The 18,583-nt window shown below is 33.4% G+C and carries 10 protein-coding genes; all 10 read left to right on the top strand.

What is annotated here, in order from left to right; all coding sequences use genetic code 11:
* The first annotated feature begins 21 nt into the window (after positions 1-21).
* The 10 genes from NNL09_RS03715 (at position 22) to NNL09_RS03670 (ending at position 18,476) form a co-directional block, all read left to right on the top strand.
* Positions 22-2,328 (top strand): GH92 family glycosyl hydrolase, encoded by a 2,307-nt coding sequence (locus tag NNL09_RS03715; protein WP_196909168.1) that lies wholly within the window; start codon positions 22-24, stop codon positions 2,326-2,328.
* A gap of 33 nt (positions 2,329-2,361) precedes the next feature.
* Positions 2,362-3,846 (top strand): alpha-L-fucosidase, encoded by a 1,485-nt coding sequence (locus tag NNL09_RS03710; protein ID WP_231389150.1) that lies wholly within the window; start codon positions 2,362-2,364, stop codon positions 3,844-3,846.
* A gap of 184 nt (positions 3,847-4,030) precedes the next feature.
* Positions 4,031-7,168: a SusC/RagA family TonB-linked outer membrane protein gene (locus NNL09_RS03705; protein WP_196909167.1), complete on the top strand. Its 3,138-nt coding sequence runs from the start codon at positions 4,031-4,033 to the stop codon at positions 7,166-7,168.
* A gap of 11 nt (positions 7,169-7,179) precedes the next feature.
* Positions 7,180-8,667 carry a SusD/RagB family nutrient-binding outer membrane lipoprotein gene (locus NNL09_RS03700; RefSeq protein ID WP_025663095.1) on the top strand — a complete coding sequence of 496 codons (1,488 nt, stop codon included), beginning with the start codon at positions 7,180-7,182 and terminating at the stop codon, positions 8,665-8,667.
* Between the two features lie 40 nt (positions 8,668-8,707).
* Positions 8,708-12,118 carry a VCBS repeat-containing protein gene (locus NNL09_RS03695; protein WP_231389149.1) on the top strand — a complete coding sequence of 1,137 codons (3,411 nt, stop codon included), beginning with the start codon at positions 8,708-8,710 and terminating at the stop codon, positions 12,116-12,118.
* Positions 12,119-12,135: 17 nt separating this feature from the next.
* Positions 12,136-13,572: a sugar MFS transporter gene (locus NNL09_RS03690; protein WP_025663093.1), complete on the top strand. Its 1,437-nt coding sequence runs from the start codon at positions 12,136-12,138 to the stop codon at positions 13,570-13,572.
* Between the two features lie 10 nt (positions 13,573-13,582).
* Positions 13,583-14,482 carry an ROK family protein gene (locus tag NNL09_RS03685; RefSeq protein ID WP_025663092.1) on the top strand — a complete coding sequence of 300 codons (900 nt, stop codon included), beginning with the start codon at positions 13,583-13,585 and terminating at the stop codon, positions 14,480-14,482.
* A gap of 170 nt (positions 14,483-14,652) precedes the next feature.
* Entirely contained in the window at positions 14,653-16,596 is a 1,944-nt protein-coding gene (gene nagB, locus NNL09_RS03680) for a glucosamine-6-phosphate deaminase (protein ID WP_196909166.1), read from the top strand.
* Between the two features lie 47 nt (positions 16,597-16,643).
* Positions 16,644-17,471 (top strand): endonuclease/exonuclease/phosphatase family protein, encoded by an 828-nt coding sequence (locus NNL09_RS03675; RefSeq protein ID WP_196909165.1) that lies wholly within the window; start codon positions 16,644-16,646, stop codon positions 17,469-17,471.
* 765 nt (positions 17,472-18,236) lie between these two features.
* Positions 18,237-18,476, top strand: a complete 240-nt coding sequence (locus NNL09_RS03670) for a hypothetical protein (protein WP_196909164.1) — start codon at positions 18,237-18,239, stop codon at positions 18,474-18,476.
* Positions 18,477-18,583 lie beyond the last annotated feature (107 nt).

Here is an 18,583-nt window from a genome sequence, read left to right as displayed (position 1 = left end):
ATTACATAAAAATAAGAGAAGATGAATAGTATTATTTTTAAAAAGATATATTTTTTGAAACTATGGATAATAATTACCCTATTGTTTTTCTCTTGTCAAAAGGAAACTAAAGTAGAAAAAACAACAGAAAATAATAGTACTGAAAAACTGTCAATTGATGTGACAAAGTATGTAAACCCGTTTATCGGAACCTCAAATTTTGGAACAACCAATCCGGGGCCAATTGCTGTACGAGGAATGGCAAGTGTATCCCCTTTTAATGTAGCAGGAAAACAAAATCTTCCTTTAGAAAAAGATAGCCGTTGGTTTTCTACACCTTATGTTCACGAAAATAAGTATTTAACAGGTTTTAGTCACGTAAATCTTAGCGGAGTAGGATGCCCTGAATTGGGTGTGATTCTCACAATGCCAACCACAGGAGCAATTAAAACTGATCATTCTTTATATGGTAGTACTTATTCTAATGAAATTGCAGAAGTAGGCTATTATTCTAATATGCTGGATAAGTATACTATTAAAGTAGAGACAACAGCTACGACCAGAACAGGGGTAAGCAAATATACTTTTCCAAAGGGAGAATCTAATATAATACTCAATTTGGGATTAGGGCTTACCAATGAACAAGGTGGAATGATCAAAATAGTATCTTCAACAGAAATAGAAGGAATACGTACTGTAGGGTCATTTTGTTATTATAAACCAGAAGAAGCATATCCAGTGTATTTTGTAGCTCGATTTTCTAGACCAGCAGATGAATTTGGAGTATGGAAAAAACCAAAGAAATACAAGGGGGTTGAAGCGCAGTGGATGGGGTATAATGGAAAAGAAAGAATAAAGAAAGGATACACAAAAGAAGTAGTAGGAGATAGTATTGGAGGGTATATGAAATATCATTTTGAAGCCCCAACACAGATAGAAATGAAAGTAGGAATCTCGTATGTAAGTATAGCGAATGCCAGAGAAAACCTGGAAAAAGAAACTTCAGATAAGACTTTTGATCAAATTAGACAAGAAACCAGGGAAAACTGGAATCAATACTTGTCAAAAATTGAAGTAGAAGGAGGAAAAAAAGAGGATAAAGTAAAATTCTATACAGCCCTATATCATACGCTTATACATCCAAATACTCTGAATGATGTAAATGGAGAATACCCTAAAATGAAAACCAGGGAGACTTTAAAAACAGAAGGAACGCGATATACTGTTTTTTCACTTTGGGATACCTATCGAAATTTACATCAATTGATGAGTCTAGTATATCCAAAACAACAATCAGATATGATCAAGAGCATGTTGCAGATTTATGATGAAACAGGATGGCTGCCTAAGTGGGAGTTAAATGCAACAGAAACAACAACCATGGTTGGAGATCCGGCAGGAATTATTATTGCAGATACTTATCTAAAAGGAATTAAGGATTTTAATATTGAAAAAGCATATGAAGCTATGCTCAAAAGTGCAGATCAATTGGATGATAACCCACTGCGTCCCGGTATCAAAGATTATATCGAAAAGGGATATCTTACCACAAAAACAACGAATAGCGGATCGGTATCTACAACACAAGAATATAATATCACAGATTTTGCCATAGCACAGCTAGCCAAAGAACTGGGAAAAGAAGAAGATTACCTGCGTTTTTCAAAAAGATCATTAACATACAAGAATCTATTTGATAAAGAATTCAATTTATTACGACCTAAAAATGATGATGGAAGCTGGTTAGCGCCTTATAATCCTGATACAGGGGCTAATTTTGTAAAAAACCCTGGGTTTATAGAAGGAAATGCATGGCAATATACTTTTATGGTTCCACACGATATCTCTGGATTAAAAAAACTTATGGGGGGTGATCAACCATTTTTAGAGCAATTACAGAAAGTTTTTGACAATAAGCAATACGACATGGCAAATGAGCCAGATATAGCATACCCTTTTTTGTTTAATTATATAAGAGGAGAAGAATGGAAAACACAAAAAACAGTTAATGAGCTCTTAGAAACGTATTATAAAAATACTCCTGGTGGGTTACCAGGAAATGATGATACAGGTACTATGTCTGCCTGGGCTATATTTTCGATGATAGGGATATACCCAGTTTCACCAGCGCAACCGATATATACGTTTTGTACTCCAAAATTTGATAAAATCACAATTCATTTAAATAGAGAATATTATAACAATGATAAGATCGTAATCACTTCTAATACTCCCAAAAAAGAAGCTTTTATTAATACCATATTGGTGAATGAAAAAGCACATGAGAGTTATTTTATCTCACATCAGGAATTAATTAATCGAGGAAGACTGCAGTTTATTTTGAAATAAATAAGATTGACCATTTATTATAAATTCTAATACATGAAAGATATTAATTCAAGTTTTTTAGTAGTTTGGGTAGTTTTGATTTTTGTACAGAATAGCATGGCTCAAGTGATTTATGAGGAAGAACGTTATGTTCCTGAAACAGATACTGTAGTGCTTAAAAAACTGGAAGAATGGCAAGACCTCAAATTTGGACTGCTAATGCATTGGGGAACATACAGTCAATGGGGAATTGTAGAATCATGGTCGTTATGCCCTGAAGAATATGAATGGTGTGAGCGTAAAAAAGGAACTAATCCCAATAATTACAATAGTTATAAAAAAGAATACGAAGGACTAAAAGAAACATTTAACCCTATTAATTTCGATCCTGAGAAGTGGGCAAAAGCAGCTAAGAATGCGGGGATGAAATATGTGATTTTTACTACAAAACATCATGACGGCTTCTCAATGTTTGACTCGAAGTATACCAATTATAAAATAACAGATTCTAAAACTCCTTTTTGTAAAAACCCTAAAGCTAATATTACCAGGGAGATTTTTGATGCTTTTAGAAAAGAGACATTCTGGACGGGAGCTTATTTTTCAAAACCAGATTGGAACCATGAGAATTATTGGGATCCATATTTTCCGCCAAAAGACAGAAATGTAAATTATGAGCCCGAAGCATATCCCAAAAAATGGAGCAAGTATATTGATTTTACACATAATCAAATTTTAGAATTGCTTACAGACTATGGAAAAGTAGATATTTTGTGGCTAGATGGTGGATGGGTAGCTAAAACCTCAAAATCAGAAATTACAAGTTGGTACGACAAACAATTAGTCAATAAAAAAAATGGCTACTTAAAACATCGTATAGTAAATCAGGATATCAAAATGGACGAACTAGTGGTTAAAGCCAGAAAAAAACAACCTGGATTAATAGTTGTTGATCGGGCTGTTCACGGAAAAAACCAAAATTATTTGACTCCCGAGAATAGAGTTCCTAAAAGTCCACTTCCATACCCATGGGAGTCTTGTATCATATCGGGTGGTGGGTGGTCCTGGACACCAGATGCAAAATATATGACAGGGAGAGAAGCAATACATACATTGGTAAATATTGTAGCAAAAGGAGGAAATCTATTATTAAATATAGCTCCCAATGCTATGGGAGAATGGGATGAAGGTGTTTATACACTACTTGAAGAAATTGGCAAATGGATGAACGTAAATAATGAAGCCATTTACAATACAAGATCTATACCTCCCTACAAATTTGAGAACATTTGCATCACAAAGAAAAGAGATGGAACAGTCTACCTCATCTACCTAATAGAAGAGACTAAAACCGAGATACCTTCCAAAATTATATTCTCTGGATATGTACCTTCAGATAAAGCGAAACTAAAACTACTTGGGTTCGATATTCCTTTAAAATGGATAAGGAAAGGTAATACCATAGAAATAGACATTCCCAAAAAAATGAAAACCAAACTTTTGAATACACTCGCTTTTGTAGTAAAGATTAACGAATAAAGTAACTTGTTTGGCGCTATTATTTTTAAAAAACATGCCGTGTTAAGCCACTTCTTTTATAAATCAATTCGATGTTATTTAACCTTTTTGAGTTGTCATTGATCGAAAAATTTATATAAAAAATTAACATTAGAGTAACATTTGTACTGTCGATATAGAAATAAATTAACTAAAAGAAGATAGTATGATTGATAAATTACTGATTTTTTTAACAATTGTGTTGTGTTTATCAAGTAGTGTAACATTAGCGCAAAATAAAAAAACCGTTTCTGGTATTGTAACGGGTGAAGACGGGATACCTCTGGTTGGGGTGAATGTAATTGAAAAAGGAACATCTAATGGTACATCAACAGATTTTGATGGAAATTATACTGTTGTAGTTTCAGACTCATCGGGTATTCTAATATTTTCTTCTCTTGGATTTGAAGGAAAAGAAATTGCTATAAATGGGAAAGCAAATATAAACGTAACATTAGCCACAGATTCTGAACAACTAGGAGAAGTAGTAGTAACAGCTTTAGGAATAAAGAAAACCACTAAAGCTCTAGGGTATTCTTTAACCGAAGTTGGAGGAGAAGAGTTATCTACAATTAAATTGACCAATGCAGTTAATTCATTACAAGGAAAGGTTGCCGGAGTTAATGTTACTCAAAATTCAACAGGTGCAGCCGGTTCGAGTAGAGTAATCATTCGAGGTTCAAGTTCATTAACTGGAAATAATCAACCTTTATACGTTGTTGATGGTATTCCGATTAGTAATAATAATAATGGATCTGCTGGTTTATGGGGAGGTTCGGATGGAGGAGACGGTATTTCTAGTATCAATCCCGACGATATTGAATCTGTAAGTGTATTAAAAGGAGGAGCTGCTTCAGCTTTATATGGCTCGAGAGCTGCAGGAGGAGTTATTATAGTGACAACAAAATCAGGGAAAGAGCAAAAAGGTTTTGGAGTAGAAATCAGTAGCTCTGTAACATTTGATAAAGTAGATACCTCATTACAGGATTTTCAGACCGAATATGGCCAGGGTAGGCGAGCAACAAAACCAGTAAATCAGGAAGAGGCATTGGATGTAGGTCTATCTTCATGGGGAGAACGATTAGATGGTTCTAGTGTTATACAATGGGATGGTGTATCTAGACCATATTCGTATGTCGGTAGTAATTTGGATCACTTTTACAGAACAGGAACGACATATATTAATTCTGTAGCATTAACAAATGGAGGAGATAATTTCAATTATAGATTTTCTGCTTCTGATCTGTCTAATAATGATATCACTCCAAATTCTGGATTGAATAGAAAAACGTTTTCATTGAATTCTGGTGCGGTTATGGCTGAAAAACTTACGACTCAGGTAAATGTAAAGTATGTTGTAGAGAAAGTAATGAATAGGCCTCGTTTGTCTGATGCCCCAGGAAATGGAAACTTTACAGTATCTAATTTATCTCCAAATGTAGATGTTAGGTTTATGAATCCAGGAGCAAATGAAGATTTAACAGAACGACAATATTCGTCAAATACGTTTTCTCAAAACCCATACTTTGCCGCTTATAATTTTAGAAATGAAGACACAAAAAATAGAATTATAGCTTCTACATCGTTACGATATGATATTCTTGATTGGTTCTATGTTTCTGGTAGAGCAGGAGTAGATCACTACACAATTAGAAGAACTGCAGTAGAGCCTTTCGGAACCGCATATAAACCATTAGGAGGTATAGAAGAGAGAGAAATTAGATATAGTCAAATTGATGCAGATTTAATACTTGGAGTAGAAAAAAATATAACAGACAGGTTAGCTACAAATATTTTTATCGGGGCAAATGGGAATAGTGTCTCTCAGGAAACAAAAATACTTAGAGGTAATGATTTTATAGTACCAGGATTAGAGCAATTTGGGAATACTGTTAATCAATCCTCGGAAAATATTTTTGGGGCCAACAGGGACAATCCTGGTAATGGAAAACGGAAAATAGGATCGTTATATGGATCTGTTGAATTCTCTTACGATAGCTTTGCTTACTTAACTTTTACAGGAAGAAATGATTGGTTTTCTACATTGTCATTTCCAGGAAAAACAACTCCAAATGATGATTTCTATTCTTCTGTAAGTGCAAGTTTTATCTTATCGGAAGCATTAGAGTTACCCGAAAAAATTAATTTCTTAAAGCTAAGAGCAGGGTATTCAAAAGTAGCAGGAGGAGCACAAGATCCATATCAATTGGCCTTGACATATGAGATTTTTGGACAAGGGCATCAGGGACAACCTCTGGGAGCCATAGCAGGAGATCAGGTGCCAAATGCTAATCTGGTAGCATTTAATAAAAGTGAATTTGAAGTAGGTCTAGACGCAAGATTCTTTAATAATAGACTGTCATTTGATATTGCATATTATAATAATAAAACAACTAATGATATAGTTCCGGTAGGTACTTCTGTATTTTCAGGATATTCAAGAGCTTTGGCAAATATTGGAGAAGTAGAAAATAAAGGAATTGAATTTTTAATATCAGGAACACCTATAAAAACGGAAAATTTTAGTTGGGAAACTAGTATCAATGGAGCCCATAACTCAGGAAAAGTAATAGCAACCAACAAGGATGATGGAGAAATTAGCCTGGGAGAACCCAGATCGAGAAATGTCGAAATCAAACAAATCGTAGGAGAAGCATATGGAACCATTTTTGGCGTATCCTATGTGAGAGATGATAATGGAAACATAGTGTATGAAATTGATGGTGATGGTGTTCCACTAGCACAAAGAGGAGAGCGAAAAATTCTTGGAGAAGGAGTTCCTCCTTTAACACTAGGGTTTACAAATACAATTACCTATAAGAATCTAATATTGAACTTTTTGATCGATGGTAAGTTCGGTGGGCAGATTTTTTCCGGAACTAATACAGTTACTTATGGAAACGGATTACATAAAGGTACTCTGGCTGGTAGAGAAAATGGATTGACCGTTACAGGTGTAAATGCAGAAACCGGAGAGCAATTTACCACCACAGTGGCTCCAGAGGATTTACAAACCTATTACGGTAGAATTAGTCAAATAGCAGAAGAATTTGTTGAGGATTCAGATTATATAAAATTCAGACAATTGAGTTTAGGATATAGTTTTCCTGATAAGTTGCTAGATAATACTTTTTTAGATAGTGCTACGATTTCTGTGATAGGTTCTAACCTATTCTATATCATGCGAACAGTAGATAATATAGATCCAGAAAGTGCTTATAATGTAGGTAATGCACAAGGTCTTGAATATTTTGGACTTCCTTCTACCAGAAGCTACGGATTAAATGTGAATTTAAAGTTTTAAAAAAAAGAATCATGAAAAAATCAATTTATATAATATTCTTGACAATACTATTGGGTTCATGTGATCAAGGTTTTGAGGAATTAAATGTTGACCCTACTAAGCCAACACAAGTAAGTGTAGTAAATAAATTATCTGCTACACAACTATACACATCTGGAGAAAGATATGAGAATTGGAGAGCAAACCTAATTTACTGCTCTACCATGATGCAGCATATGTCTACAACTGCGAGTTACTGGGCTGGAGATAAATACACTTTAAACGAAGGGTATGCCTCTTCAATGATTGACAGGATTTATGGGAATGCTGTAAAAACATTAGAAGATATGTTAATCCAATTAGAAGAGGAAGGACATCCCGAAGAGATGAAAGCGATCACCAGGATACAGCGTGTTTTTGTATTTCATCGATTAACAGATTTGCACGGAGATATTCCATATAGTGAAGCTGGTAAAGCTTTTTTAGAAGGAATACTGAAACCAAAATATGATGCGCAAAGTGAAATTTATGCTGATATGTTAAAAGAACTGGAAGAGTCTGCTGCTGCTTTGGGCACTGGTACTTCAGGTTTTGGATCAGGAGATTTAATGTTTAACGGGGATCAGGAAAAGTGGAAAAAATTTGCTTATTCTATGATGTTACGTTTAGGATTACGATTGATTAAAGCAGACCCTGCAGCTTCTCAAGAATGGGTCACAAAGGCTATTGCAGGAGGTGTTATGACATCTAATGCTGATATCGCTTATATTCAGCATACAACAGGTCCCGAAGGTATTAACAAAAATGGAATCGGAGAGGTTTTTACTGCAGATGGAAACCCTCGTTTGAGTAAAACATTTGTAGATTTCTTAACCGGAGACCCGAGATTACCAATTCTTGGAGCACGAAGAAGTGATGAAAGTACAGATCCGGCAGACCAAAAAGGACTACCTAATGGATTAGATGCTAGCTTGCTAATGGCATTAACAGGAGAAGAAGACACAGATGCTTATACAGAACCTAATAGAAATATTATTACAGGAGAAGATGCCCCAATGTTTTTCCAAACTTATGCAGAAGTTGAATTTATGTTAGCAGAAGCAGCACATCGATGGGGTCTTGCAGGAGGTGATCCCGAATCCCATTATAATGCAGGAGTAAGAGCAGCTATGAAAATGTTAGAATTATATGGTACAGCAGGAGCAATTGCAGATGCAGATATAGATCAATATTTAATTGATAATCCTTTTGTTGTGGCCAATGCCTTAGAGCAAATCAATACACAATATTGGGCAGCAACATTTTTAAATGAATATGAAGCATTTGCAAACTGGAGAAGAACAGGGTATCCCGTATTAACTCCGGTTAATTACCCTGGAAATGTTACCAATGGAACAATACCTAGAAGATTAACATACGCTGTTAGTGAACAAAGTAATAATACCGAAAATTACAACGCAGCAATATCAAGACAAGGGCCAGATGTATTAACCACAAGAGTGTGGTGGGATAAAGAATAGTTTATGTGTTTTTTTTGAACCCTTTTGTCGCCCAAAATCGATGAAGGGGAAATTAATTTCCCCTTCATTTTTTGAGAAATATACTTATGATGAAATGAAAAATGGTAATTTATACTTGTATTGTGTACCTGTTATTATAATAGTGTTTCTTCTTTTTTATGGGAAAAAAGAAGTGAAAGATAATAGTATACAGAAAAGATTCTCGATACTAGATTCTTCTCATAGTGGAGTGACTTTTTCAAATACGATAAAAGATACCAAAGAAAGAAATATATTGAAATATGCTAATTTTTATGGAGGTGCTGGAGTTGGAGTTGGCGATTTTAATAATGATGGCTTACAGGATTTATATTTTGCAGGAAATATGGTCCCTGATAAAGTATATTTTAATCAAGGAAATCTTGTTTTTAAAGATGTAACCCAACAAGTAGGAGTAAAAGATGATGGTGGTTGGTCTACAGGAGTAACTATTGCAGATGTTAATAATGATGGATATGTTGATGTTTATGTAAGTAGAGAACTCTATGATGATAAACCAGAATGGAGAACTAATTTATTGTATATTAATAATGGAGATGGAACTTTTATAGAATCTGCGACTAAATATGGTATTGCAGATTCTCAACGAACCAGACACGCTACGTTTTTAGATTATGATAAAGATGGTCTACTAGATTTACTTTTATTAACACAACCTCCTAATCCAGGGAGTTATTCAGATTATTTTGGAACAAAGCTACTTCGACCAGAGTATCATATCAAATTACTAAAGAATACAGGAAAAGAAGCCTTTGTAGAGGTAACAGAAGCGGCAGGACTCATGCGAACAGGTTTCCCCAATGCTGTATCTGCCAGTGATATCAATAATGATGGATGGACAGATATTTACATAGCAAACGATTTTTACGCACCAGATTTTCTTTTTGTAAATAATAAGGATGGCACTTTTACTAATCAGGCTGATTATGCCTTAAATCATATGTCTTATTATAGTATGGGGGTAGATATTGCAGATATTAATAATGATGGTTTATTAGATGTTTTTGTAGTAGATATGGTGTCTGAGGATAATTTTCGATCTAAATCAAATATGAGCGGGATGAATCCAAAAGCTTTTCAGAAAGTAGTAAAAAATGGAGGACACTACCAGTATATGTACAATACTGTTCAACTCAATAACGGGAATTCAACTTTTAGTGATGTTGCTCAGCTAACAAATATGGCAGCTACAGATTGGAGTTGGGCCAATCTTATTGCAGATTTTGATAACGACGGACTAAAAGATGTATATGTTACAAATGGATTGCTACGTGACATTCGTAATACCGATGCAGATAAAAAAGTTGGAGAATTTGTTATTGAAACAGCAAATGAATGGATAAAGAAAAACCCTAATGCAGGAGAAATTAGTATTTGGGAAATACTGGATTTGGATAAGGCACTATCCCTAATACCATCACAACCATTACAAAATTATGTATTTAAAAACTATGGAGATCTAAAATTTAAAAAAGTTATAAATGAATGGGGGCTAGATCAAGAATCTTTTTCAAATGGAGCCGCTTATGCCGATTTTGATAACGATGGTGACTTAGATATTGTGGTGAATAATATCAATGAAGAAGCATTTATATATCGCAATAATTCTGAGAAAATACCAACATCTAATTTCCTTAGAATTCAATTGTCAGACAAAGAAGGAAAACCTGTTTTTGGAACCAGGATACAATTATATTGTGGAGATGATATGCAAACCCAGGAGACCACTAATGTTAGAGGAATTTATTCGACCAGTGATCCTTTAGTGCATTTTGGAGTGGGTAATCATGAAAAAATAGATAGCCTAATTGTTACCTGGCCAAATGGCCGTAAAACGATACAAAAAAATATTTCAGCAAATACAGTATTACAATTAGAAATGAACAATGCTTCTGCTAAGGATATTAGTAGAGTAGATATGCATAAAGAGAATTTTTTATTTACCGAAAACACCTCATCGTTTGGGATTGATTTTAAGCATGAGGAAAATGTATTTAATGATTATGCGAATCAATTACTATTACCACATAAACTATCTCAGTTCGGGCCAGCTATGGCAGTGGGAGATGTTAATAATGATGGTTTAGAAGATGTATTTCTAGGAGGAGCTACAGGGTTTGATGCAGAGCTTTATATTCAAAATAAAGAAAAGATATTTGTTAGAAGTGATAAAAATTTCTGGAAAAAAGAAAATGCTTACGAAGATGTAGATGCAATTTTTGCAGATGTAAATGGAGATAAATTTCTGGATTTATATGTGGTAAGTGGTGGTAATGAATATCCAAAAAGTGATCCTCATTATATAGATCGATTATATCTTAATGACGGAAAAGGAAATTTCTCTAAAGGAGCAATTCTTAATGTAAATCGTCATAGTGGATCAAAAGTAATAGCCGAAGATTATGATAAAGACGGTGATATAGATTTTTTTATAGGAGGAAGAGTTATACCTCATCAATATCCTATGCCAGCCACAAGCATGCTTTTAAATAATGAAAATGGTCAGTTGATAAACGTTACAGATAAGATAGCTCCAGAATTAAAGAACATTGGGATGGTAACAGATGCAGTATGGGCCGATTATGATAATGACAATGATATCGATCTTATACTCGTAGGAGAATGGATGCCCATTACTTTATTAAAAAATGAAGATGGTAAATTTTATAAAGAGACTAATGAGAGTTTAAAAAACTCATCAGGATGGTGGTTTAGTATCGAAAAAGGAGATTTTGATAATGATGGTGATATAGATTTTATAGCAGGTAATATAGGTCTAAATTATAAATATAAAACATCCAAAAAAGCTCCTTTTGATATCTATTATGATGATTTTGATAATAATGGTAGCAATGACATAGTTTTGGGATATTACAATAAAAATAAGCACTATCCATTAAGAGGATTTTCATGTTCGGCAGAACAAATACCTCTTCTTAAAAAGGAGATTGGCAAGTATGATTTATTTGCGTCTTTAGAGATAAACCAAGTTTATGGTGAAAAAAAATTACAAGGGGCATTACACTATAAAACAGAAACTTTTGCTTCTTCTTATATCGAAAACTTAGGTAAAGGAGAATATAAGATTTCACCTTTACCATACCAGGCGCAGTTTTCGAGTATTAATGATATCATGGTTGAAGATTTCAATAAAGATGGTCATCTGGATGCATTAATGGTTGGAAATTTATTTGTGTCAGAAATAGAAACGCCAAGAAATGATGCAGGGACAGGAGTATTAATGTTGGGAGATGGTAAGGGCAATTTTTCTGCTTTATTAGGAAAAGAAAGCGGTTTTTTTACTAGAAAAGATGCTAAAAAAATTGAAATACTTAATGATAAGAATAGTAAGAAAGTATTAATAGCAAATAATGATGGAATACTTCAATCCTTTATTCTAAAAAATAATTAAAAGAACTTAAGAATAATATGTCAGATATAACCAACTCTTTGCTTACAAAGTCAGAAAAGCAAAACAACTACAACAAGCCCTTTTTTGCGATTATCTTTTTGTTTTTTTTATGGGGTTTTATTACGGTTATGAATGATGTGTTAATTCCTCATTTAAAAGCTGTTTTCGAACTTAGTTATTTTCAGGCGGCATTAATACAGTTTGCTTTTTTTGGAGCCTTTTTTATCATTTCTCTTATTTATTTTATCACTTCGATAAGTATAGGAGACCCCATTTCTAAGATAGGATATAAAAATGGAATTATTATAGGGCTTATCTTATGTGGGATTGGCTGTTGCCTTTTTTACCCTGCAGCTATTTATCAACGATACCCTGTGTTTTTGGGAGCTTTGTTTGTTCTTGCTTCTGGAGTAACAATTTTACAAATTACTGCCAATCCATATGCGGCCATATTAGGAAAACCAGAAACTGCATCAAGTAGACTTAATCTCGCACAAGGGTTCAATTCTTTTGGCACTACATTGGCCCCGATTGTAGGAGCAATACTGCTATATAAAGTGTTCTCTGATGGTGAAATTACAGTAGCTTCTTTAAAGATGCCATATCTAATATATGGAAGCCTGTTTTTTATATTAGCTATTATCATAAAATTTGTTAGGCTACCATCTTTTATCAATAACGAAAAAATTGAGAAAGGGCTTGGAGTATTAAAATTCAGGCATGTTGTTTTGGGTATGTTTGCTATCTTTTTTTATGTAGGTGGTGAAGTATCTATTGGTAGTTTTTTGATAAATTTCTTTGGCCTGGAAACCATTATGGGAATGGAAGAAGCAGAGGCAGGAGTATTTTTGTCATATTATTGGGGAGGTGCAATGATTGGTAGGTTTTTGGGATCAGTATCTATGAGCGAAATTACCAGCAAAACGAAAAAATATCTCCTTATGGCTTCGTTATCGATTCTGTTCTTTTTTGTTCTTTATTTTATTACTGCGATAAAGATTGAGGATGGTACATTTTCACTGCAATTTTTATCATTTTCTAAAATTTGGTTATTTGTAGTTTTCTTAATTAGTAACTATTTGTTTTTCCTGATAGGAGGCACCAAACCTTCAAAAGTATTAACCTTATTTGCAGGAATAATTATAGTATTATTATTAATCATGATCTTATATAATGGAGAGCTAGCCTTTTGGAGCGCTATAGCGATTGGAGCATTTAATTCAATCTTGTGGTCAAATATATTTACACTAGCGATAAAAGATTTAGGAAAATATACAAGTCAAGCATCCTCATTATTAGTAATGATGATAGTCGGAGGAGCGCTAATACCCCTATTACAGGGAGTAGTAGCAGATTATATAGGTATTAAACTATCCTTTTTTATACCTCTAGCATGCTATGGGTATTTAATTTTCTATGGTCTGGTTGGATACAAGATAAAACATACACTTTAAAAATATAAAAATGGTTCTAGGAGTAGATATCGGAGGTAGTCATATTTCCGTAGCTATTATAGATGAAAACGTACCAAATCAAGTACAAAACATCTATACAATGAAAATTAGTAATACATCTGATTCAGATCTGATATTAGATAGCTGGATCGGTGTTATAGAAATGGCGATTGATAATTTAGGAAATCAAAAATTAAAGGGAATAGGTATAGCTATGCCAGGCCCTTTTGATTATGTGAAAGGAGTTTTTCCTGGTAAAGGAGAAAATAAGTTTCAGAAGCTAAGTAATCTTAATCTTAAAGATCATATTATCAAAAAATTAAGCCTAAAACCTTCTGTTTCTGTTCGGTTTTATAATGATGCAGCCTGTTTCGGAATAGGAGAAGCCTGGGTAGGAGAGTTGATTTCTTTTAATAAAGCTATTGCAATTACTTTAGGAACAGGTCTGGGAGCTACTTTTTTAGAAAAAGGAATTCCTACATTAGAAGGAAAAGGAGTTCCGTTATACGGAGAGTTGTATCATTTACCATTCGGAAATGACATAGCAGATACTAATTTTTCTACTGTGTGGTTTCAAAAGCGTTATAAAGAAATTACTAATAAAGAAATAAGTGGAGTAAAAGAACTCATTAGGTATGAAAAAGATAATACGGTAACCGTACAAATTTTTAAAGAATTCTCAGAGAATTTAGCAGTTTTTCTAGCTCCCTGGCTACGAGATTTTGAGGCAGAAGCTATAGTAATTGGAGGTAATATTAGTAACGCCTGGACGTTTTTTATTGAAAGCTTAATCCAAACACTTAACAAACTAAATATTACCATACCGATTTATAAAAGTACACTTAGAGAGAGTGCAGCTCTTATAGGTGCGGCCAGATTAATAGATAATGATTTTTTTAATGAGTTATAACGGTAATAAAGTACCGATGTATAAGGGTAGCAGTACATTTTAGAAATATTAAGCAATTTAAAAATTAATACAAATAGATTTCATTACATAAACTATAAGTCATAGTAAACCTGAAGAAGAGTAAGTACAATTACTCTTACCGTGAAATCTAATAGCAATTGAAAATGATTATGATTACTAAAGTTGAATTAAAAGGGTTTGAAGATATTAGTTATAAGGAAGCCGGAATTTATGAAAACACCAAGTTTGAAAAAATTCACAATGTTATATTCAAAAACTCAGATTATGCATCTATAGTAATTGCTCAGGAAATAGCTGCATTAATAAAAGAAAAACAAACAAAAGAGAACTATTGTGTTTTAGGACTAGCAACAGGTTCGTCCCCTATTAAGGTTTACGAAGAATTAGTTCGACTTCATAAAGAAGACAATCTAAGCTTTGCTAATGTTATAGTATTCAATTTAGATGAATACTACCCTATGGAAAAAACAAATGTGCAAAGCTATCATTACTTCATGCATGAACACCTATTTAATCATATAGATATTTTGCCAGAAAATATTCATATACCAGATGGCACGGTGTCACAAAAAGATCTTCATCAATATTGTATAGATTATGAGCTAAAAATAAATGCAGTAGGAGGTTTAGATTTTCAGTTATTAGGAATCGGAAGAACAGGGCATATTGGATTTAATGAACCTGGTTCACATCCAAATTCGGGAACACGAATTATCACGTTAAATCACATAACCCGATCTGATGCTGCTGAAGCTTTTTTGGGCTTAGAAAATGTCCCCAAAAGAGCCATTACTATGGGAATAGGAACCATAAAGAAAGCTAAGCGAATAGTAATCATGGCCTTCGGGCATAAAAAAGCACCTGTCGTAAAAGAAGCAATAGAAGGAGCTATAAAATCTGATATTCCTGCATCGTATCTACAAGAACATAAAAACACCACTTTTGTTTTGGATCAGGAAGCAGCCGGAGAATTAACCAGAATTAAAACCCCTTGGATAGTAGCGTCTTGTATTTGGGATGAAAAAATCAAAAACAAATCAATAGCCTGGTTAAGTCAGAAAGTACAAAAACCAATACTGAAACTTACCGATAAAGATTATAATGACAACGGAATGTCTGGATTATTGGCAGAAAAAGGATCAGCCTATGATCTTAATATCGATATGTTTAATAAATTACAATCTACCATTACAGGGTGGCCAGGTGGTAAGCCAAATGCAGATGACACTAACCGGCCAGAACGTAATACACCTCATAAAAAAAGAGTTTTAATCCTTAGTCCTCATCCAGATGATGATGTAATATCAATGGGAGGTACTTTTCTTCGCTTGATCGAACAAAAACATGAGGTACATGTAGCGTATCAAACCTCGGGGAATATAGCAGTATCTGACGAAGAAGCCATTAAATATGCAGAGGTTGCTAAAAGCATGTCATTAGAAAATGTAGGAAGTGTAAATATTGATGCTATCATTGCCGAACTTAAAAAGAAAAAGGAGAATGCTATTGATGCTATAGCGATTAGAACCCTTAAAGGGCAGATAAGAAGAGTAGAATCATTAGGAGCGACTCGTTTTTTGGGATTACCTGATACTCATGTGAGTTTTTTGGATTTACCATTCTATGAAACCGGAACGGTAAAAAAGAAGCCTTATGATAAGAAAGATATAACCATTCTTACCAACTTAATACGAGACATAAAACCACATCAAATATATGCCGCAGGAGATTTGGCAGATCCTCACGGAACCCATAAAGTCTGTTTGGATATATTGTTTAAAGTAATAGACAATATTAAAGAGGAAGAATTTATGAAAGATTGTTGGGTATGGTTATATCGTGGTGCATGGCAGGAATGGGATATCCATGATATCGAAATGGCCGTTCCTCTAAGTCCTGATGAGGTACTTAAAAAACGAAAAGCAATATTTTTTCATCAATCTCAAAAAGATAATGTGATGTTTCAGGGAGATGATACCAGAGAGTTTTGGGTAAGAGCAGAAGAACGTAATAAAGATACCGCAAAGAAATATCATGAATTGGGGTTAACAGATTATGCTGGGATCGAAGCTTTTAAAAGGTATTATTTTTAAGTAACTAAACAATATATAGATTTTCGTTAATGATAATAAAACAAAAAATGCAAAAAAATATAAAGCTGATCGCTCTATTCGTATTAGTTACTTTAAACCTTAGCGCTCAAAAATCTATAATGTCTTATAACATAAGGTATAACAATCCTAATGATAACGAAAATTGGTGGGAGAATAGAAAGCTAGACGTAGTACAGATGATAAAATATTACTCTCCCGATATTTTAGGAATTCAAGAAGGGTTAAATGACCAGGTAACATATTTAGACAGCCTGTTAACAAATTACAGTTTTGTTGGTGTAGGTAGAGGAGATGGTAACCAAAAAGGAGAATATGCTGCTTTATTTTTTAATACTAATACTATTGAGCTGATAGCAACTAAAACATTTTGGCTTTCAGAAAAAATAGATACAGTATCTATTGGTTGGGATGCCGCAATGGAGCGAATTGTGACCTACGGTAAATTTAAAGATAAATCTACTAATGATACTATTCATGTTTTTAATTGTCATTATGATCACCTTGGAGAAGTAGCAAGAGAAAATTCTTCTACATTAGTACTCAGTCTAATTAAAAAAATGAAAATAGAAGACGAATGCATTGCAGTAATTGGAGATTTAAACTGTTTGCCAAAAGCAAAACCTATTCAAATATTAAAAACCAAGTTAGAAGATTCATTTGAGATTAGTAAAACTCCTCCATACGGTCCAAAGGGAACTTTTAATGGTTTCAATTCAGAAAAAAAGATAACTTCAAGAATAGATTACATCCTGACCAGAAATATAATAGTGAGTAGCTATACCAATGTTGATGATAGAAGAAAGAATAACCTATTGCTTTCAGATCATTTACCGGTCTTAATTAGAATAAAATAAGATACTTTATTAAATTTTGATTATAACCTGGATCGAATTCATATTCAAATACATATATTTGCGCATTAATTTGGAAAATAAGACTAAAATCGTTATTTTTTGTATAACAAAATGAAACAGAATAGTATACATATGGCATTAATATTGCGGCTTAATCAGTGCGATTATCGATGGATTAATGAAGTCTTTCTACAAGAGAGGACGCTATGTGACTATTGTAATTGTTTTTTGAGATGATATAAATTAGAAAACGATATAATATAGCAAGCGTCCAAGAAATTGGACGCTTTTTTTATTCAGGTTTTTTGGTATAAACCAAATTCAAAAGCATAAAACCTGATCGTAATCATAAAACCAATAGAGGGAAATAGTAAAAAACACACTTAAATAGTAATATGTTATAAAACAATTTAAAAGAAAATAAGTAAAATTTTAAAGGAATGCGTAAAAGCTAATTAGTACATAAAGAGTAAGTGATTGGAAAGCAAGTATCAGGTAGTTAGGTGATTGCCAAAATATCCAAAATCTGTTATAAAATGGACAGGGATTTCTTTGCTTAATTTTTATCATAAGTTACTGATTATCAATAAATTAATTCTTAAAAATAATTGCAGAATCCTAAAAATATCCGTATCTTTGTATCTCAATACAAGCATTATATTATTTGTTCAGTTTTAGAAAAAATAATACTAATTGACTACGTAAAAAGAATGCGTATTCATACTGAATATTTATATGCTAATTAATTAACTAAAAAATAAAACAATGAAGTATAATCAAAATTCTAAAAAAGGACAGGAGGACAGAAACCATCTGTTAACCGATGCATTCGGAAGTGTCCTTGGGATGGGTTTATATACTTCGGTTGTTAATCCTCTTCCAAAAGTGATATCCGAATCATTAGATGGCGAAAGATTGGAAGAAACACTTCAATTTATAAGTAAAAACTTCCATGAAGTAGTAATCAAAGGCAGTTATGTTTCTTGTAAAGTATTCGTTTCGTAAACTTTATAAGAGTAATGATAATTCGTATAAGTGATTGAGTTTGCCTCTCGAGGCAAGCCAAGCAATAGTAAGAAAAAAATCGATTTCCATTCGAGCAATGAACACAC

This window comes from Aquimarina sp. EL_43 (genome assembly GCF_943422735.1).
GTDB lineage: Bacteria > Bacteroidota > Bacteroidia > Flavobacteriales > Flavobacteriaceae > Aquimarina > Aquimarina megaterium.
Note: the sequence above shows the minus strand (reverse complement) of the source record. Positions and strands in the feature narration are given on the sequence as shown.